The 18,467-nt window shown below is 46.1% G+C and carries 26 protein-coding genes; 11 read left to right on the top strand and 15 right to left on the bottom strand.

Features of this window, described 5'->3' with window-relative positions; genetic code table 11:
- Nucleotides 1-7: 7 nt before the first annotated feature.
- On the bottom strand, nt 8-2,452 hold the full coding sequence (locus ACV3PA_RS09885) for an ABC transporter permease (RefSeq protein WP_456124538.1): 2,445 nt from the start codon (nt 2,450-2,452) through the stop codon (nt 8-10).
- Nucleotides 2,449-3,195 carry an ABC transporter ATP-binding protein gene (locus ACV3PA_RS09880; protein WP_456124537.1) on the bottom strand — a complete coding sequence of 249 codons (747 nt, stop codon included), beginning with the start codon at nt 3,193-3,195 and terminating at the stop codon, nt 2,449-2,451. The genes ACV3PA_RS09885 and ACV3PA_RS09880 overlap by 4 nt, the downstream gene beginning before the upstream one ends.
- 180 nt (nt 3,196-3,375) lie before the next feature.
- On the opposite strand from ACV3PA_RS09880, the gene ACV3PA_RS09875 reads away from it, so the two are divergent.
- Nucleotides 3,376-4,944: a serine hydrolase domain-containing protein gene (locus tag ACV3PA_RS09875; protein WP_456124536.1), complete on the top strand. Its 1,569-nt coding sequence runs from the start codon at nt 3,376-3,378 to the stop codon at nt 4,942-4,944.
- 64 nt (nt 4,945-5,008) lie between these two features.
- On the opposite strand, the gene ACV3PA_RS09870 is transcribed toward ACV3PA_RS09875, so the two are convergent.
- From ACV3PA_RS09870 to ACV3PA_RS09850, 5 genes are all read right to left on the bottom strand, one after another.
- Entirely contained in the window at nt 5,009-5,431 is a 423-nt protein-coding gene (locus ACV3PA_RS09870) for a cytidine deaminase (RefSeq protein WP_456124535.1), read from the bottom strand.
- Between the two features lie 10 nt (nt 5,432-5,441).
- Nucleotides 5,442-6,212, bottom strand: coding sequence for an ABC transporter permease (locus ACV3PA_RS09865; protein ID WP_456124534.1), 771 nt, complete (start codon nt 6,210-6,212; stop codon nt 5,442-5,444).
- On the bottom strand, nt 6,209-6,910 hold the full coding sequence (locus tag ACV3PA_RS09860; protein ID WP_456124533.1) for an ABC transporter ATP-binding protein: 702 nt from the start codon (nt 6,908-6,910) through the stop codon (nt 6,209-6,211). The genes ACV3PA_RS09865 and ACV3PA_RS09860 overlap by 4 nt, the downstream gene beginning before the upstream one ends.
- A 96-nt stretch (nt 6,911-7,006) precedes the next feature.
- Nucleotides 7,007-7,447 (bottom strand): NUDIX domain-containing protein, encoded by a 441-nt coding sequence (locus ACV3PA_RS09855; protein ID WP_456124532.1) that lies wholly within the window; start codon nt 7,445-7,447, stop codon nt 7,007-7,009.
- Between the two features lie 39 nt (nt 7,448-7,486).
- Nucleotides 7,487-9,112, bottom strand: coding sequence for a M3 family metallopeptidase (locus ACV3PA_RS09850; protein WP_456124531.1), 1,626 nt, complete (start codon nt 9,110-9,112; stop codon nt 7,487-7,489).
- Nucleotides 9,113-9,270: 158 nt separating this feature from the next.
- Here ACV3PA_RS09850 and ACV3PA_RS09845 point away from each other — a divergent pair, with 158 nt between their 5' ends.
- Together ACV3PA_RS09845 and ACV3PA_RS09840 are read left to right on the top strand one after the other, a co-directional pair.
- Nucleotides 9,271-9,477 (top strand): helix-turn-helix transcriptional regulator, encoded by a 207-nt coding sequence (locus ACV3PA_RS09845; RefSeq protein WP_456124530.1) that lies wholly within the window; start codon nt 9,271-9,273, stop codon nt 9,475-9,477.
- Nucleotides 9,474-10,172, top strand: a complete 699-nt coding sequence (locus ACV3PA_RS09840; RefSeq protein WP_456124529.1) for a DUF3169 family protein — start codon at nt 9,474-9,476, stop codon at nt 10,170-10,172. Before ACV3PA_RS09845 ends, ACV3PA_RS09840 begins: the two co-directional genes overlap by 4 nt.
- Before the next feature lie 44 nt (nt 10,173-10,216).
- Here ACV3PA_RS09840 and ACV3PA_RS09835 read toward each other — a convergent pair whose 3' ends face one another.
- Nucleotides 10,217-10,366: a hypothetical protein gene (locus tag ACV3PA_RS09835; RefSeq protein WP_023468457.1), complete on the bottom strand. Its 150-nt coding sequence runs from the start codon at nt 10,364-10,366 to the stop codon at nt 10,217-10,219.
- 100 nt (nt 10,367-10,466) lie between these two features.
- Here ACV3PA_RS09835 and ACV3PA_RS09830 point away from each other — a divergent pair, with 100 nt between their 5' ends.
- On the top strand, nt 10,467-10,649 hold the full coding sequence (locus ACV3PA_RS09830) for a hypothetical protein (RefSeq protein ID WP_035407678.1): 183 nt from the start codon (nt 10,467-10,469) through the stop codon (nt 10,647-10,649).
- Between the two features lie 6 nt (nt 10,650-10,655).
- On the top strand, nt 10,656-11,519 hold the full coding sequence (locus tag ACV3PA_RS09825) for an NAD-dependent epimerase/dehydratase family protein (protein WP_053453495.1): 864 nt from the start codon (nt 10,656-10,658) through the stop codon (nt 11,517-11,519).
- A 47-nt stretch (nt 11,520-11,566) separates the two neighbouring features.
- Here the strand turns inward: ACV3PA_RS09825 and ACV3PA_RS09820 are convergent, their stop codons facing one another.
- Entirely contained in the window at nt 11,567-12,565 is a 999-nt protein-coding gene (locus ACV3PA_RS09820) for a phosphotransferase (protein WP_456124528.1), read from the bottom strand.
- A 77-nt stretch (nt 12,566-12,642) separates the two neighbouring features.
- Here ACV3PA_RS09820 and ACV3PA_RS09815 point away from each other — a divergent pair, with 77 nt between their 5' ends.
- From ACV3PA_RS09815 to ACV3PA_RS09805, 3 genes are all read left to right on the top strand, one after another.
- On the top strand, nt 12,643-13,041 hold the full coding sequence (locus tag ACV3PA_RS09815; protein WP_075642435.1) for a VOC family protein: 399 nt from the start codon (nt 12,643-12,645) through the stop codon (nt 13,039-13,041).
- 122 nt (nt 13,042-13,163) lie between these two features.
- Nucleotides 13,164-13,505, top strand: coding sequence for a PadR family transcriptional regulator (locus ACV3PA_RS09810; RefSeq protein ID WP_023468462.1), 342 nt, complete (start codon nt 13,164-13,166; stop codon nt 13,503-13,505).
- Nucleotides 13,502-13,846 (top strand): DUF1048 domain-containing protein, encoded by a 345-nt coding sequence (locus tag ACV3PA_RS09805; protein ID WP_326933877.1) that lies wholly within the window; start codon nt 13,502-13,504, stop codon nt 13,844-13,846. The genes ACV3PA_RS09810 and ACV3PA_RS09805 overlap by 4 nt, the downstream gene beginning before the upstream one ends.
- A 50-nt stretch (nt 13,847-13,896) precedes the next feature.
- On the opposite strand, the gene ACV3PA_RS09800 is transcribed toward ACV3PA_RS09805, so the two are convergent.
- The 5 genes from ACV3PA_RS09800 to ACV3PA_RS09780 are packed head-to-tail and all read right to left on the bottom strand — an operon-like array spanning nt 13,897 to nt 15,723.
- The gene (locus tag ACV3PA_RS09800; protein WP_053453498.1) at nt 13,897-14,250 is read right to left on the bottom strand and encodes a DUF2178 domain-containing protein; all 354 of its coding nucleotides are present in this window, start codon (nt 14,248-14,250) and stop codon (nt 13,897-13,899) included.
- Between the two features lie 5 nt (nt 14,251-14,255).
- Nucleotides 14,256-14,462, bottom strand: a complete 207-nt coding sequence (locus ACV3PA_RS09795) for a helix-turn-helix transcriptional regulator (protein ID WP_053454538.1) — start codon at nt 14,460-14,462, stop codon at nt 14,256-14,258.
- 56 nt (nt 14,463-14,518) lie between these two features.
- Nucleotides 14,519-14,974, bottom strand: a complete 456-nt coding sequence (locus tag ACV3PA_RS09790; RefSeq protein ID WP_053453499.1) for a GNAT family N-acetyltransferase — start codon at nt 14,972-14,974, stop codon at nt 14,519-14,521.
- A gap of 19 nt (nt 14,975-14,993) precedes the next feature.
- Complete coding sequence (locus ACV3PA_RS09785; RefSeq protein WP_235504882.1) at nt 14,994-15,338, bottom strand: DUF3147 family protein; 345 nt, start codon at nt 15,336-15,338, stop codon at nt 14,994-14,996.
- Nucleotides 15,319-15,723, bottom strand: a complete 405-nt coding sequence (locus tag ACV3PA_RS09780) for a MarR family winged helix-turn-helix transcriptional regulator (protein ID WP_053453500.1) — start codon at nt 15,721-15,723, stop codon at nt 15,319-15,321. The genes ACV3PA_RS09785 and ACV3PA_RS09780 overlap by 20 nt, the downstream gene beginning before the upstream one ends.
- Nucleotides 15,724-15,798: 75 nt before the next feature.
- Between ACV3PA_RS09780 and ACV3PA_RS09775 the strand changes: the two genes are divergently transcribed.
- Nucleotides 15,799-16,155 (top strand): hypothetical protein, encoded by a 357-nt coding sequence (locus ACV3PA_RS09775; RefSeq protein ID WP_053453501.1) that lies wholly within the window; start codon nt 15,799-15,801, stop codon nt 16,153-16,155.
- Nucleotides 16,156-16,167: 12 nt separating this feature from the next.
- Nucleotides 16,168-16,935: a nucleotidyltransferase domain-containing protein gene (locus tag ACV3PA_RS09770; RefSeq protein ID WP_053453502.1), complete on the top strand. Its 768-nt coding sequence runs from the start codon at nt 16,168-16,170 to the stop codon at nt 16,933-16,935.
- Here ACV3PA_RS09770 and ACV3PA_RS09765 read toward each other — a convergent pair.
- Nucleotides 16,924-17,634 (bottom strand): SAM-dependent methyltransferase, encoded by a 711-nt coding sequence (locus tag ACV3PA_RS09765; protein ID WP_053453503.1) that lies wholly within the window; start codon nt 17,632-17,634, stop codon nt 16,924-16,926. The genes ACV3PA_RS09770 and ACV3PA_RS09765 overlap by 12 nt on opposite strands.
- A 183-nt stretch (nt 17,635-17,817) precedes the next feature.
- On the opposite strand from ACV3PA_RS09765, the gene ACV3PA_RS09760 reads away from it, so the two are divergent.
- Complete coding sequence (locus ACV3PA_RS09760) at nt 17,818-18,453, top strand: homing endonuclease associated repeat-containing protein (protein WP_053453504.1); 636 nt, start codon at nt 17,818-17,820, stop codon at nt 18,451-18,453.
- The last annotated feature ends 14 nt before the right edge of the window (nt 18,454-18,467 follow it).

Genomic DNA, 18,467 nt, shown 5'->3' with positions numbered 1-18,467 from the left:
CCCTTACTTACTGTTTCAATTCGTGAACGAGGTTTTCCTGCTTCCGTCGGGTGACGAACCAAGCGATGCCGACGACTAGTACTACCAAACCGGCAATGGTTCCAGCAATCGTCGGTACGTTGAAATAGAATGATCCTGTATCATCAATCCGTGTCACGAACAATGTTGCGCCAAATCCACTGATTAGTCCGAAGATGACGCCGCTCCCAACGAACAAAAGCATTTGAACGAGTGTCAACTGACGGAGCTCGTTTCGTTTCAATGCAATCGTTCGTAACAAGGCATACTCGCCTCGTTTCCCACTTACGAAACTAAGTAAGGCATTAGCAAGTCCGAACCAGACGGAACCACTCATGACGACGAGCGCAATCAAGAAGACGAACCAGCGCTCCGTCGTTTGTTGCTCCGCATCGCGAAGCGCGTCAGATAGTCGATTAACTTGCAATGTCGGATAACTTTGCGTGATCTCTGATAATTTTTTGGTCACTTGCGCCTTCTTTAACTCGGACGGAACGTCGATGTAGACATTCAAGATTTGATCGTTCGGTTGTCGCAGCTGCTCGTTCCGCCAATCGACGAAGACGTCTGGTGCTATCTTCTTTTCGATTCCAACGATTCGGAATTGACCGACCGAAACGCTTTTTTCTTGCTCCCCGTCCCATCGCCCGAGCGGCAACGTATCGCCTATTTGGAGACTATATTTTTTAGCGAAGGCATGTGAGACGATGATCCCTTCTGTGTCACTCGTCTGTTCTCCCTCTAAGACGTCGAGGCGACGATAGTCCGTCACTTCGTATTCGATCGAGACATCTTTTTGCGGTGATTGGTATTCGAAGGAATTTCGAGACGACAGGAAAGTCGCTTTTGCGCCAGGTAGGTCAGTTTCAATGTGTCGAATCAATTGTAGCGGGTTCCCTTGTGTTCCCTCATCCAAGCGACTCTTTAAGACGACTTCTGTCGGGTATTGGCTGATGATGTACTTCCGTTCGTTTTGTTGTACTGTCTCAAGGAACGTCGATCCGATGACGACGATGATGATCAATACTTGAACGATCATCATCAACCAGGCATTTTTTCGTAGTTGTGGCAACACACCCCGGAATGCGACGAAACTCGTCGGTCCCGCTAACCGTCGAACGATTGGTTCCGTTCGATGAAGAATCTCCTTCAAGAGAAGGGGTGTTGCAAGATACATCGACAGTAAAAAAGCAACGGTCGCACCGAGCCAAGCAATCGCTCGTGCTCCCTCCGTGCTCGCAATCACTTCAGCAAATAAGATCAAGCTGGCAGTCAACCCACTACTAGCGAGAACAAGGCGTTTTCGTCGCGTCGATCGTGACGCCGTTTTCAGATTGTCTCGTAGGACGTGAAGCGGCAACACATCCCGTTTTCGGTACGCTGTACTCGCGAGCAACATCAGAATCAACAAGGAACTGCCGAACGTGATGAGTCCTAAGAAAGCACGATGTTCGAGTAAGAGTGAGACGATCATCTTACCTTCAGCAGGCCATACAAATTGACCGAGTAACGGTAAGCAAATCCCACCTAGAATCGCGAGCACCGTTCCTGCTAAGACGATCAAGCCGGATTGAACGAGGAACAACTGAAACAGCTGTCGGGTCGTCGCCCCAAGCGTCCGCATGATCGCAAATTGGACAGTATGTTTGCGCAAGTATAAATCGAAGTTTGCGATTAAGATCAAGCCAGAGACGACCAGAATCAGCAATGACAAGATCCCGATGTAACCGTTCAGTGCCGGTGAGAGTGCTTGTCCTTCCGAAAGCTCAACACGGAGCTTCGGATTCGATTGGACGAGCGTATCGGCATAGCGTACGACATCCGTCCCTTCTTTCATATCGAGCAAAATCGCTTTAGTTTCGCTTGTGTGATGCTTCTGCAGATCAGCATATGAAAGCAGGACTTGATCTTGCGCGTTCTTTGATGTTTTGGTGTCCGGTAGAATCTCGCGAATCTGATACGTTTCTTCCCCGACACGTAGCGCTTGCCCGACAGTACGGTCAAGCGACGTCGCAAGTTTAGCTGACAGGATCGCTTCTCCTCGTTGCAAATCGGTCGTGAAGTGGTACCGACTTTTCGTTAACGCATCCGATTGAACACCAATCGTTTCGACGTCGGCCATCGTTTGACCAGAAATTCGTGCTGTTGACTGTAAGATTGGCTCTGTGCGTAAGATACCTTTATCCTTCTTGAGTTGCTCAAGCAAGGTCTGTTCCGTCCGCTCGTCTTCAGGTGAATATTTGATTGTCAGATCGACTTGACCGTATGTTAGCTGTCGATCCGTTTCGATTGTTGCTTGATTATGTAACAAAAAGATCACCATCGTTAAGACAAGACCGATTGAAATCATGACACTTCCGATTGACGTCAATAAAATCATCGGACTTTTACGATACAGTCGATGCGCGAGTCGAAAGAGATGTTGTCGCTTCATATGACCCCCACGAACTGCTCATACGTTGCTAAAATCGGTGCCACGTCTCCTGTCGACAGCTGATCGGCGACGATTTGACCGTCATGGAAGTAAAGTACCCGCTTCGCATGAGCGGCTACAGTCGCATCATGCGTCACGAGCAGGATACTCGTCTGTTGTTCCCGATTGAGTTCTTGCAACAACTGCATGATTTCAGCGGATGTCTTAAAATCGAGGTTTCCCGTCGGTTCATCAGCTAAGATGATCGGCGGTCGACTGATCAAGGCACGGGCGATCGCTACCCGCTGTTGTTGTCCACCCGATAACTCTTGCGGTCGATGACCTTTCCACTTGGTCAGTCCGACACGATTGAGCCAAGTTTCGACCTCTTGATTGATCGTTTGATCATCCATTCCTTTCAGCATCAACGGTAAAGCGATATTTTCATGGACCGTCAAGTCATCGAGTAAATGAAACGACTGAAAGATGAAACCGATATGCTGTTGTCGGTATAGCGTGGCTGCGGGTTCAGTGAAAATGTCCCGTTGTCGTTTTCCCTTTAGCGTCAACGTTCCACCGGTTGGTGCGTCAAGCGCCCCTAAAATATTCAATAAGGTACTTTTTCCAGAGCCACTCGTACCCATGATGGCGATGAAGCCACCTTCTTCTAACGTGAAAGAAACTTGTTTTAGCGCTTCAATCGTCTCTGTTCCCCGTGTATAAGTTTTTGTTAATCGTTCGACTTCTAATAAACTTTCCACCAAGACCCCTCCTGCAACATGATGTCATTATAATAACCAATATAAGGTTTATTTAGAAGTAAATATATAAAAATAGCTAATTCGAAGGTGTTTCTAAGGGAATAAAAGGAATTGTACTATTTGAATCGAAATAGTCCTAAAATGGAAAAAGCAGAGCAAATACAATAGAGAGCGAGTAAACAGATGTTTTCTACGTTAGAACACTACATTCAAGAACAAGTCGTTTCTCAGGCGGTCCCCGGATTTTCGTTAGCGATCGTCAAAGGTCAAGAAGTTGTCTACTGCAATGGCTTTGGGGTAACACATCTCGAGGATGGCGGGGTTCCTATCACAGCGAACACACTTTTTCGAATTGGTTCATTAAGCAAGCCGTTGACCGCAACTGCGATTATGATTCTTGTCGATCAAGGTAAGTTAGATTTAGATGTTCCTATTATCGAATACGTGCCGTTCTTTACTTTAAAGGACTTCGATGCTGCGCGTAAAATCACTCTTCGTATGCTACTAAGTCATACGTCCGGGCTTCCTGACGGGACGGACATCGTCGGAAGTCGTAACGTCGACGCGCTCGAACAATACGTTCGACGTGACGTACCAGAGTTATCATTGATCGCTCCACCCGGACTCCTCTTTTCGTACAGTAATCACGGATTTAATATCGCAGGGTACGTTGCGGAATACGTGACTCAAACCTATTTTCCAGTGCTCATGCAAGATTTTTTGTTCAAGCCGTTAGGGATGTCACGTACACTATACGATCCTCTCATGGCGATGACCTTCCCACTCGCGTTAGGTCATGAAAAAACAGAGACCGGTCACACCGTCGTCAGACCGTTTTATGAAAATGCGGCGAACTATCCATCCTGGTTTGCGATGTCGACTGCAGCCGATTATGCCAAGTTTCTCCTGATGCATCTGAACGCTACAACGCTCCTGTCAGCAACGGCTATTCGCGAGATGCAGACACTACAAGTAAGTCGATATAATCTGCAGCAACTCGGATGTGGATTATCGTTCATTACGGAAGACTACAAGGGAACACCGACCATTCGTCATGGTGGAGCGATCGGAACATACACGAGTTTCATGTTAGCTGCTCCAGAGCAACAACTCGCTATTGTGACGCTCGCAAGCCAAGATTATGGAATCGATCTCGCTTATGAGATTTTTGATCAGCTACTAAAGACCACACCCGACCACACAGAACCGGAAGTAATGATACCGAAGCCCGCTGATTGGGAGCGATATACAGGTTATTATCTAGGAAATCAAAGTGGGCTGGTACAAATCATTAACGACGGTCAACAACTCAAGATACATCTGAACGGAACCGAGATGATGCTGCATGCGCATCAGGACAATCTCTACTTCGTTCAGGATACGGATGAAAATCCAATTGTGACAATCGGTTTTGTCGAGGATGAAAACGAGGACTTCCATTATATCGTTCTAAATGGACAAACCTGCAAACGGATTGAACAGGAACAGGTTACTCAACCAACAATCGATTGGTCTGCGGTCGCAGGAACCTATTCCAATGGTTCGATTTCCTTTGGACTTAAAGTCGTCAACAATCAACTTTTCCTGCTAGATGAAGATCAAGAATATGCCTGTCATCCCTTATTTGGTCCGTTTTTCTTTACGGAAGAACAGGGATTACTCGAAATAAGGGAGAACGAATACCGCAATATCTTGATCGTCCAAGGCAGTTGGGAGTTTGATCAACTGGGAATCGAATCGGGCCCTATCTAAGCCGGTCGACCTTTACCTCGTAAATACGAAAGGACCTCCTTACCAAGTGATAAGGAGGTCCTGTTTACTGTCGAACATATTTAAGTGGAATCAAGTCCGCAATCCGGACTTTCGTCAATTGTTCGTCCAGATTCAAGAGGACGAAAGCATCTGGTGCATAATCAGAAATCAGTTCGCGACACATGCCGCATGGACTGACGACACGAATCGTTCGGTCTGTCTCGTCCGAATAGGGATGTCGCACGGCAACAATCGTCTCAAAATCCGTTAATCCATCCGTGATGGCGGAACCGATCGTGATGGCTTCCGCACAGACCGTCACACGTCCGATATAGGCTTCGACATGAACACCGGTTTTTGTTGCGCCATCTTTTGTCCGTAAAGCGGCAGCGACATGATGTTTGTCGTCAGCATAGCGGCTTTGAATCGTTTCGGTTGCTAGTTCGACCAGTTGCAGGTCGGCTTCTGTAATGGGATATGTTTGCATGTCATACTCCTTATGTGTCTTTTTTCTTATAGGTTAAACCGATGAATTGTGCTTTTTCATTGAAGAGTCGGCGGTAGGATAAAAAACCGACGAGGACGGATGCCATCGCTGCTGTCGTCAAAATCAGGAACAAAATCAACAGTTGGTAGAGGACTGCTTCCATCGGATCGGCGCCACCGATAATCAAACCGCTCATCATCCCGGGTAGTTGGACGAGTCCCATCGTCTTTTGCGCTTCGATCGTCGGAATCATACTCGTCCGGATCGCGCCTTTTAAGCTCGTATCGATTGCGGTCTTCGCATCCCCACCAAGCGAGAGAATTAGTTCGATGACCTCGTCGCTCCGTTCGACCTCGTCCTTGAACTTATTGAGAAACAGTAAGGAGAGAATCATACAGTTCCCGATGACCATCCCACTGATTGGAATGACTTGCTGCGCTTCGAACGGAATGATCTGTAATCCGAGCAAAATGCCCATCGTCAATGCTTCAACCGCGATCAACGTCAGTAGAATAATCCACTGGATACCGGGAATTCCGTCACCTTTACGGATGACGTTCAGTGTCGCTGCACCAATCATCAACAGAATCATCAGTAACATGAAGATCGGACTGCCACTATCGAAGACGAACGTCAAAATGTAACCGATGATCAAGAGTTGTACGATCGATCGAACGGTTGCGATGATGATATCCTTCTCTAAACCAAGCCGTAACGTCCGCGCTAAAACGAGAGGAATCAGAATAAAGATCAGCGATGTCGCCAGTTGAAGATAACTCATACTGATTCCCCCTTCAAGAACGCTTGTGTCTCTGCTTGACCACTTGAAACAAGCTCTTTAAAAGGACCATACTCAATCAATCGCCCGTCCTTTAAAAACCAGACGTCGTCGCTGACCCGCTTCGCTTGCTCCAAGTCATGGGTGATCCAAATGATCGTCGTCTGCAACTCCTGCTGTAGATCGAGGATTAATTTCTCAATCTCCTGGACCATCCGGTAATCGAGACTTGCCGTGATTTCGTCGAGCAGCAGGACGTCCGGTCGATTGACGAGTGTCCGCGCAATCCCGAGTCGACTTCGTTCACCACCCGATAAGTCTTTGACCGATCGATCGAGTTCGACAGATAGTTCGACTTGTTGCAGTAACTTTTCCGCTTCTTCGCGAGGTAACGATTCTCCAAAGATTGATTTCGGTAAATTAATATTGTCATAGACGGTACCGGGAATCATCGGCGCACTTTGAAACGCCATTCCAATTCGTTTGCGGACATCGAGCAGATTCATTTGCTCGAGTGGTTCGCCTCGAAAACAAATTTCGCCGGTATCCGGTGAGATAAGTCCATTGATGTGTTTCAATGTCGTGGATTTTCCGGCACCACTCGGTCCGACAAGTGTCGTGATGACACCTTCCCGGAACTCACCAGTTAGTTCGTGTAAAATATTTTGATAACTGACTTCGTGAAACGTAAGAATCGACATACTACTCGTTCACCTGACTTTCTAAGAATTTCGGGTAATGCTCCTGTATTGTTGTACCCGAAATTGAGTCGCTTTAGTACGTCAGGGGACACTTCCTTACGTATGAACGATTTCTCCGGCAAAATCATATGGTACCGTTCGACCAGCAAAAAGCGATTCTTTTGATGTTTCTGGAAGATTGAGATGTTTGAACGCTTCCTCGCGGTCCATCCAGACAAGTCCAGAAATTTCTTCAGGGACATTCGTTTTCAACTGCCCTGTCGTAATCTCACCCGCGAAGAAGAAAAACAGACAGTGTTCTTCCGCTTGCGGGAAGAATGCTTCCGCCACATGAACGATATCCCCTGAAATGATAGAGAAGCCCGTCTCCTCCAACACTTCGCGTGTGATTGCAGTATGTAGCGTTTCGTCATATTCGACGGTTCCACCGGGCAGTGTATAGTAGTCACCGTATTCGCCACGGTTCTCGACCATCAATAGCTGACTGCCTGTCGTATTGAATAACGTCGCATAGACGATGTTTTTACGTATATTCATGTTCGTCCTCCTATCGTTTTGTACATCTGTCGCTCCGGATTAAGACTTTCTCTTCTTCACATCTTCGTCGTCTGATTGATCCAACTCATTTATCCAAGCTTCGATTTGACCTTCTAGGAATGTCAGCAACTCTCTCATTTCCACATCACTTGGTAAGAATGACACACCCGCTCTCGCATAAACTTCTTGAACCGAATGGGTTTGACTAAGCGCTAAAGCTGCAAGAAAGTCTTTCATCATTTGGTCAGGATCTTTCGTAAAACGGTGATACAACTTAAGAGCAGCAATTTGGGCGATCGCATATTCAATGTAATAGAACGGCGTCTCAAAGAGATGAATGACACTCATCCATTCGAGTCCTTTCCAATCAGGCGTCTCCGACCAATCGAGGACGTCCGTATCATACGTATCCCGGAGACGTGCAAAAGAAGCTTGCCGTTCTTCCGGCAGATGGTCCGAGTGAGCATAAAGCCATGACTGGAAACGATCAACGATGATTGTTTGCGGCAAGAACTCCACTATAGAACGAATTTGTTCGAGTTTCGCTCGGGCAACGTCTCTTTTATCTGGAATCACTTGGTACCACTCGTTCATCGTCAACAGTTCAAGCGACATGGCGGCGAATTCCCCGACTTCGAGCGGAATCGGTTGAAGTCCATCATACGTCTCTTTCATCGCATCATGATGGACGGCATGCCCCATCTCGTGCATGAAAATGACGAGATCATCGAATGTCTGCATGCGATTCATGAACAAGAACGATTGTCGTTCGACGGGTAAATACTCGCAGAATCCACCACCAGCTTTATTCGACCTGGCCCCGATATCGAGATGTTCCGCTTGGCGCATCTCTTTTAGGATGTCAGCAAAAGTCGGATGAACGCTCTCAAGAATCGCTTGTGCCTTGCCTAAGAATGAAGCGTCAGAACCGGTTACGTGATGATCAATCTGCGTATAGGCTGATTGCCGAACGTCCCACGGATGGAGAGTCTGTTTGCCAAGAAACGATTGTTGCTCGAGCTGAAATAGCTGTTTAACCGGCAGAAAATAAGTTTGAATGATGCTGGCGTAATGATCGACATCCTTGCTTGTATAATCGATACGTCCGAGCTCCGCAAAAGCCAATTCTTCGTATCCCGCCTGATGGCTTGCAGAAGCACGCACTTGTCGCAAGTCGACGAGTTGCGAAAATAATCGTTGAATGACAGATTCATTCGTCTGGAACCCTTCTTCAATCGATAAGAATGCTTGTTTCCGTGTCGACTCATCCGCATCAAATAATGCGGCATAGAGATCAGAAACCGCTTCTCCCGTTCGTGTCAGCATTGTTGCCTCAATCCGAAGATACTCTTGGATGAGACGCGCTTCCTCTTCCGTCACACGCGTCGCTCTGAGTGACTGTTTCCAGAGTGCTCGCGTTCGGAGCTTGACGTCGTCGCGCGAGATAAGATCGATTTTTACCGAACGTCTTAACGTATCGAGTTTGTCTGATAGCTGCTGACGTCCTTGTTCGTATGTATTAGTTGCGACCGAGTCTGTCACGTCTTGGAGATACGTGATTTTTTGTTTGAGCAGTGTCTCTTCGATTTGTAGAACCAATGCGATTTGGCACGTAACATCCTCATCATGATAAAAAACATCGTTTACAGATGACTGAGATTTCATCGACGTGTTTCACATCTCCTTTCGACTTATTCTAGTATACAATTTATCCCATCAGTATGATTGATTTCTATATCGATGACTATTATATTATCTTTTTGACTATTATCGTTGTCAAAAAGACTATGATAAGTTACATTATATAGGAGGTGAATCCCTATATGAAATCCCGTTTAAAAGAATTACGTGCTCGTCACGGGTGGAATCAGTCTGAACTGGCGCGGCGTGCAAACATTTCGCGCCAGACGATCAGCTTAATCGAGCGTGAAGAATTCATGCCTTCGCTACTGATTGCTGTCAAAATTTCTCGTGTGTTTGACACACCGTTAGAAGAAATTTTTTATTTCGATGAGGAGGAATTACTATGAAAAAAGAAGCGATCAAAGTCATCATCGCAGCATTGCTCGGTTTCATTAGTAGCTATATCGTTATGTCTGTCTTCAAACATACTAGTTTGTCACAGTTTGAACTATCACTCTATCTTAATTACATATTCACTGGTCTTTTCGTTATCTTGACGGTTCTTACCCTCAGTTATATCGTGCGCTATTTGCAAATTCGTCAATTGACTCGACGCCCTGTTTCTTCAGACGACGAGGATGCGATTGACGGTCAAGTGAATCGATACTATGCGGATGGCATGATGATAGTTCAAATCTCTACTCTTCTCAGCATCGGTCTCGCATCTTTTAGCATCATCGAAAATCATTTCGGACTTCATTTGATACTGAGCAGTTTCTTTTTTGTTATCAGTAGTTTTGCATCCTATTATTATCTTAATCTTATGCGTCATATCTACCCAAACAGAGATTTCCCAAAGTACTCGGAAACAAACTATGTCAAAAAGCTATTTGCCGCCTCAGATGACGGAGAACGACACGTCATGTTAGAAGGTCTCATTCGTTCACAATCTTCGTTGCAACTCCTATTGATGGGTGTCATCGTCGTATTGGTCATTTATTCGTATGAAACCGGACAGTCTCAGATCTTCGCAATCAGTTTATTGATTATCGCCTTGATTTGGAGCAACGCGAAATATTTCCTTTATGTACGTAACCGCTAAAAAGGAGCATCCGGTCGATTGACCGGATGCTCCTTGACATTCCTTCAAAAATCACGATGATTTTGTTGCTGATGGACGTCGTGCTGGTTCAGCGTATACTCCTGATCGTCGAGCGAACGATGTTTCGACTGACTGCGCGCTGAAATGAACCAGACGACTCCACCGACGGCAAGAAAAATAGCAATGAAAATCATAGACACCCTCCTTTAGATTCCTTTTTTACTTTATTCTTCCAACACTCTTGATTATCCTTTACGATGAGGTAGAAGATAAAAATATCAAGGAGGCGTTAGGATGTTTGGTAAAGAACCGACATGCATTCATTGTGGCAAAACGATCGAAGGAAACGAAAAGGTTTACATTCAGATGCGTTATCCAAAACATCGTGGGATGACGGAAGTAAAAGCTTACTTAAAAAGCGAAGGTCGTTTCATTTGTGAGAAATGTTTCGCTGAAAAAACGGAGTCAAAGGAGTAAGCACCCATGAACTTAAACGAGAGTACGATTTTGATTACAGGGATGACCGGGACGCTTGGCTCACGTGTCGCGCGTCGCGTCCTAAAAGAAGCGCGCGAAGTGCGCGGTTTGTATCGCTCCAAGGAACAAGCGGACCAATACGCTTTCAATGGTGTCCACGCAGTCATCGGTGAGCTTGGTCATCCAGCTTCGCTTCTTGCAGCACTCCAAGGCGTTGATCTGTTGATTCACTGTGCTGCCTATCTCGGGGACGATGCTGACTTAGCTCAGGAAGCAAATGTCACAGGTGTACAACATCTCGCAGATGCTGCGACAACAGCTCGTGTCAAGCGCATCATTCACATCTCGACGACTTCCGTGTACGGAGAAGTAGTGAGTGGACATTTTACGGAAACGTCACCACTCCTATCGTCAGAGCACGTCTACATCCATACAAAGCAGGCATCCGAACGCCTGTTACAGGAAAACACACCCGATTCCGATTTAATCATCTTACGCCCAGGATCAATTTGTGCGGAAGAACAATCCTACTGGGGAGATCGACAAGTCGAGCGGATGAAAGAAGCGGATATGATTACTTGGGTGCACCCGGACGATGTCGTCCCGTGGGTCCATACGGATAATCTAGTCGAGATGATTGTCCTTGCCGCAACAAATGCGCATAATGGGGACATCTTCAATGCGATCGATGCGAATCTACCTGAGACGGATTTCCGGATGAAGTTGATCACAGCAAGTGGCACGGCGTTCAAAGTGCCAGACCGTGCAGCGGAACACGCGACATTTGCGAATGACCGGATCAAGCAACTCGGTTATATTCCGATTCGTACTCCTGAATCAACGGTTGAACAGTTGGTGAAATCGTTTTAATAACAAGAGAGGCATCGAATCGAGTGATTCGGTGCCTCTTTTTATGCTTATCTTACCGACATCCACTTCATCCAGAGATTCCGGTCATGCGCTCGTAATTCTTTTATTGTTAGAACGACTTGTTCCGTTCCAAGTACTCGTTCCGCTTCAGAGATACCACTTTTCCCAAGCGAGCGATCGAGATTAAATTTCAGCCAGTCGAGCTTTCCTTGGACACTGCTATCAATGACGTGCGTCCAGTCGACACCAGGCAAACGTTGGTTTGTCGCGTAACCATCAAGAAATACGTTAAATCGATTACGATCGAACGTATTGTCTTCTTTCTTTGACCAATAACAGGCTGTCTCGAACACGTCAACAGCTCGATGAATCAGACCCGCAGACTCCCAGTCAATCAGGACTGGACCCTTGAGTGTCCAGAGGACGTTCTTTGGATCGAGATCACGATGACTGACAATCCAGTCTACTGGCAGTTGTCTCTGTGCTTCCTGTGCTAGTCTTTCTATTCGTTGCAGATGTTCCTGCTCTTCCATGAATAGATGCAACCACTTTGCTTGCTGCCGTTTTCCTTCTTTTAAATGACCGTCCCAATCGATTGAAGTACTCGAGGTATCCGGCTTTAAAAACCCAGTTGTCGCTACCGTAAGTCCATGCAACCGTCCTAATTGAACTCCAATTTGTCGTGCATGTGCCGATCGAAGCTGATCGGCTGATAACGTCTTGCCATCAATCCAATCAAACAAAAGGTAATCCGAGCCGTCAATCGTCTGCACTGCTTGATTGTTGACGCGACGTGCTGGTAATGCTGCTAAGTGAAATGACGCTTGCATGGCGACCTCTTCAGACATCTTAAAATTATTTCGTGCTTCAGGGCGTCGCATGATGTCGGGATTCAATCGTTTTAAAACGTAAGATCCAGTCGTCGTCTGTAGTCGCCATGTCTCATGCAGGAGTCCCCCTGTCAATCGTACAGGTTCGCTAATCATTTGCCCTAATAAAAAACGTTCACAAATCAAATTCATCGTTTGTTGCATCATATTCTCCATTTCATTCGTTCCAACCGAACCGTGAAATGCTACACTAGTTTTGCATGATTTCATTGAACACGAAGGAAGGTTTTAGCATGAAACAAATTCATCACATCTGTATTCAGACGACGGACTACGCTGCGTCTAAACAATTTTATGAACAGCTTGGGTTCTCTCTCGTTCAAGAGTCACCTGGTTTTCACGACCGCGCCTTTAACAGCTGGTTACGACTCGGTGATTTCTATATCGAATTGCAAACACCCAAATCGGGTCAGCCATTCACCGATTATACGAAACAAGCAGCGGGTCCCGTCCATTTCGCACTTTACGTTGACGACTTGCAAGAAGAAGTAGCACGCTTGGAACGACTCGGGATGCCTTTCCTACCGAAACACGGCGGAAACATCTACTTCGTCGTTGATGGTCACCTCAGCAAATTAAAAGCACCCGAAGGAACAATCATCGAGTTACGGGATACGTTTGCGATCTCTTAATTTCGATTCAACCGCCCATAATAAGGCGGTTTTTATATTGTCCAAACCAGTATTTTGTGTTACTATATAGCGGTAATCATTAATACTAAGTAGCTGATTTATTAAGTATCGAGGTGAATAATTTGGAAAATATCACAGAATTGCTCAAAGGTATACTTGAAGGATGTGTACTTGAGATCATTAGCCGCGGTGAAACTTATGGTTATGAAATCACTCAACAGTTACGTCAACTCGGATTCTCAGATGTCGTGGAAGGGACAGTCTATACAATCACGATGCGCTTAGAAAAGCAGCAGCTCGTTCATATCGAAAAAAAAGCATCAACAATGGGACCTCCTCGAAAATTTTATACGCTAAACGAAGCAGGACACGATCGTTTACGTATCTTTTGGGAAAAATGGGCGTTCGTATCTGACAAAATGCAAGAACTGCAGCAGTTAAAACAAGAAGGGAGTACGAGATGATGAGAATATTCGAGCGGATCACCGGTAGTATGGAAGCTAAACGAGAATGGCGGTCGATGGAGAAGCGGGCTAAATCTCTTCCTCCTCGCTACTATGAGGCTTATCAAGCGATTCAACGCTATTTAAATGTCACGGGTGGACTAACGAGTTGGCAAAGTAGTCATCGTGTACTGACCGTCGTCCTCGAGTTGATGGAACAAGCCGCCTTCGAGCAAAAACCAGTGACAGATTTCACTGGAGAGGATGTTGCTGCGTTTTGTGATGAGTTAGTGAAGGACGAGCAGTCTTGGCAAACATCGTACCGTCATAAATTGAATGAAACCATTCGTCAGAATTCATGATGACGTATGGAGTAAAGGGATGTGTCAGACACATTCCTTTTTTGTATTCATCAAATCCGTCGATTGACAAATATTAATACGATTGGAAATAACAGGATTTGCCCTCCTAATGCTAGCAACAGAGCAAATTGAATGTCTTGAATGATCGACAGATTGACGAGAATCAAGATTAAAAAAAGATATCCGATACTTACGAGATAAGCCATATGTCCACTACGGATTTTAACCGCTCCTTGGCGCTCATCATACGGTTCGTTCGGTGAGAATACCGTTCCTGAGATACGTGACGTGACGCCAGCTAAAACGAGGATGATCCCGAGAGTTTTAGCCGCCGGATCTGTCATTGTTAAGTACAGACCTACTCCAATTAAAATGATGTCTAAGAACACATTGACTCGCTTCATTTTATTCACTCCTCGTTCGTTCGATTCGGTATAAAGATGTCTTCGATTCGCCGCTCAAACAGATCAGCTAGTGTAAACGCGAGGTCGAGTGACGGATTATACCGCTCTTTTTCGATGGAAATGACCGTCTGACGCGACACGGTCAATCGTTTTGCCAGTTCGCCTTGCGACCAGCCTCGTTCTTCGCGCATCTCCTTGACCTTATTTTTCATGATTTCACCTCGTAGTCCCACTATATGTAAATAACACACTAACTGTCAAGTTTCCTTTACATCCTCTCCATACGCTCCCACATGATATACCGATCGTCTCTCCCGACCTGAATCAATCCCGCTTTTTCGAGTACTCGGATTGATGCTTGATTCGTCGACTCCGTCTTCGCAAGTACCACTGTCACTTCCGTTTGTTCAAACGCCCATTCAATCAATGCTTGAACTGCTTCCGTCGCAAACCCTTGATTGTGATACGCTGGTAACAGACCATAACCGATTTCGACCGCTTGTCGTATGTCCGGCTTACCCTTGAATCCGATATCCCCGATTACTTGACCATCCTTTGTCATAACGAGCCAGCTACCCCAGTATAGTAGCGAGGGATCTGACGCTATCGACATCAAATGATGCTGAACTTCTGGACCATTGTCATACTGCTGTTGTTGTAAACGTGTCACATCATTCGCCGTACACGGATGAATCGTCAATCGTTCTGTTTGAAGGATTACCATTACTTTGTCTCCTTTTTGATTACGTTTGCCACCACTGTTGTAGGTAACGTTGGATATACCAACAAACGATAAAAAGACTTGTTGCACCGAGTATACTGTAAAAAATAGGAATACCTAAGCGGATCAATCCGTATAAAACGGCAAGTAATAAAAACGTCGCCGGTAATCCGAGCAACACACACTTTAAGAATGTACTTAGTTCTGCCCGTTCACTTCCTTGTTTAACGAGCCAGGCAAAGCTTATCAGACTGACGACGGGCAATGCAGACAACACACCACCCAGTGACGGTGAACGCCGGGCGACTTCCGTGACGAGACCGATGATCAGTGCGCTCGACAGCACCTTAACGAGAAAAGCAGTCATCTGCCGCCTCCCGCAACAATCGAAACGCCTGTTCAATCGCCTGTTGGTCTGTTTTTGACATCGTAGCAAGGACTTGATTTAACCGCTCGGGATCGAGTTCTGTATGACGACGAACGATTGTATCCCCTATGTCTGTCAAACCAATCGTCACTTGGCGTTGGTCTTTTGGATTCCGTTTTTTTTCGATATAATCTAATTTCTCCAACTTTTTGACATGCTCGGACGTCGTATTATGTGAGAGGCGAAATGCCTCGGCAATCTGCTTGATCGTCGGATTCACTGCAAATTGAATATATTGCAAAATACGCACACTTTGGTGAGATAGGTTTTCCTCGAATCGTGGATGTAGTTGATAATATATTTTTGCAAAATCAGCTGAAATCATGATGCTCCCCCTTATATCGTATAAAACGAATATATCGTAAATTACGATATATTAATAGAGAAAGAGGTGTATTTCATGAAAAAGATGTCAGCGACTATAGGATTAGTTGCGCTTTGTCTCAGCGGATGCTTAGCGGAGACGACGATGACAACGACGGACCTCATCGCGGCGGAAGCCATTAAACAAGCTCAAGACGTCATCCGCTTGAACGATCGCGTGTATCGACTAGATCAGGTCGTAACCGTCTCCGATCTCTCCTTGACTCCTGGTCCACGTGTTCAAGAAATAGCATCCGAAAAGACGCTAAAGGACGGCATGGCAACTCGTCTTAAGAGCGGTACGGTCATCTATCAAGAAAAAGATGATACGATGTTTTTATATGTGCAGCGAAACAAGAAGTGGTATCGCTATCAATCCATCCCTGAAGGATGAGGAGGAAGACAGATGCAGTATCCAACGACATTGGGCACGAAAAATGGCTACATCCACAATCCAACTTCCGCTGAAGCGATTCCTGTCCGTTATCGTGCCGTAATTCAGGACGTCGTCGCCTATGTACAAACCTTATCCGCGTTTCATGGCGTGTACTTGTATGGCAGCGTCGCCAAAGGAACGGCGCGTCCCTTTGAATCCGACCTCGATTTTACACTGATTTTGACAGAACCGTTGACGGAAGAAGAACACATGCAGTTAGATGAACGGACAGAAGACTGGTTGAAGGACTATCCATTCGTCACCAAAATCGATTATGACATCGGTCTGCTTGGGGACGTCATACGGGATGACGAAGCACTTCGTTGGGGCGTCTGGTTGAAATCCGTCAACTTGTTTTTGGCAGGCGAAAATCTCCAAAGCCGATTTCCATCCCTTCGCCCGACACGTGCTCTTGGCTTCGCGTTAAACAGTGAAGTATGTGAGCAGTTGAAAACGGATTTATTTCTCCTAGAAACCGGTCAGGTCGCTTTGCTTTATTCCGATTCGATCGTGAAACGGATTATTCGGAGCACCTATCACCTCATCTTAGAAGAAGATCAAAGCTTCGTGCATGACCTAGAGACACTCCGTCCGCTCCTGCTTCATTATTTTCCTGACGAACCGCGCTTTTTGTCACTGTTCGCCGCTTACGATACACACCAAATCGTTTCGCTAGAGGATGTCCACTACTTTGTAGACTGGTTCGCGTCTCGGATGTCGGACGAATCAATCCTTTAATTGAAACAGACCAGTCCACAGTCCAGCATGACCAAATAATGCCTCCGGATTGTCAACGGGTTTCATTTCCGTTAGTTCGATGACGTCAAATGCATCGAATATGGAGAGTAATCGCTCTTTCGTGTATCCGAGTCCACCTTGGAGACTATTTTCTTGATAGACCTCCCAGTCCGTCAACGTCGCCCCGCCAAGCGGACCGCCCGCAACAAAACACGTCAATCCGAAATATCCTCCGGGGCGCAACATCTCCTTCAGTCGCGTCACATAAGTCACACGTCGATGTGGCGCCATATGATGAAAACAGCCGGAATCGTAAATGAAATCATATGTATTCTGTTCGGTCGTCTCTAGAAAATCTTGCTTTCGAAACGCAACGTGCGCTCCAGTCTGTTGCGCTTGTTCTGTTGCCCAGTCTAACGCGGTTGCTGAAAGATCCAGTCCCGTCACCGAGAAACCGTGTGTTGCGAGATAAATCGCATTTCGACCCGGTCCTGTTCCGAGATCTAATGCGTCACCAGGCGAGAGCCAGCCCTCTTCGACGTAGCGAACTAAGTTCTCATCCGGAATGTTCTTAAAAAACGGGACCGGTTTCGACCGATCTTCATAGAACTTGTCCCAAAACGGTTCTGGTTCACGCAATCGTGCGTCGAGCATCTTTAAAATATCCTCCATCGTATCAATCGTCTGTGTTTCTGTCATTGATCAATTCCCCCTCTTTTCTTCTATAATATTATATTCGTGTTTTAGCTCTGATTTTCCTGTATTTCCTGGATAAAAATGCGCTATTTTTCTTACCTTACGATATTGTTAGTATGTTCTCGCAATCCCTCATGCTACACTAGCCTGTAATTGAAACAACCATTCAAAAGGGAGATATCTTGCATGCGTCAACATCCGACTTCCACTTCCGCCTTAGCAACGGATGAGAAGATCATCCGCTTGATTCAAGGTCTTCATCAAATGCACCATTCACCTATGAAAGCTACCCATTATCAAAAGTTAGCAGCTCAACTTCCTTACCCTTCGCTTGAAGAAATCAACGCCAGATTCGGTTCGTGGGCACACCTATTAGAACGAGCCGGAATCGTCAAGGCTTCCCATTTATCGACGAAAGAACGCATGACGTTGAACCGTCCGGCTGCGGTCAAGCGAACGAAGCGGTGGTCGATCGAAGAGAGCGTCGCCTTTTATGTCGCTCAAAAAGGAACGAACATGACGATTCGCTCCTACACGGAATTGCGAGATCTACACCCCGAGATGCTGAGTGCGAATACGATCATTCGTCGGTTCGGAACCTGGAAAAAGGCCTTGGCACACTTCGATCTCACCTCGAACGGCTTCTTCACCAATCAAGACTGCTTAGACGCTCTTCAACAAGCTGCAGCCACACATGGACCGCTTCTAACGAGTCAACAATATGCCAAGTGGGCACGAGCGCACCAAGCACCTTCACTGACGTTGTTGATTGAGCGCTTCTCCAGTTGGCGCGAAGCTTTACGTCGTCTCGACATCGAATAAAAAGGATCGTGCCC

This window comes from Exiguobacterium sp. EA-TM-5, assembly GCF_053878415.1.
Note: the sequence above shows the minus strand (reverse complement) of the source record. Positions and strands in the feature narration are given on the sequence as shown.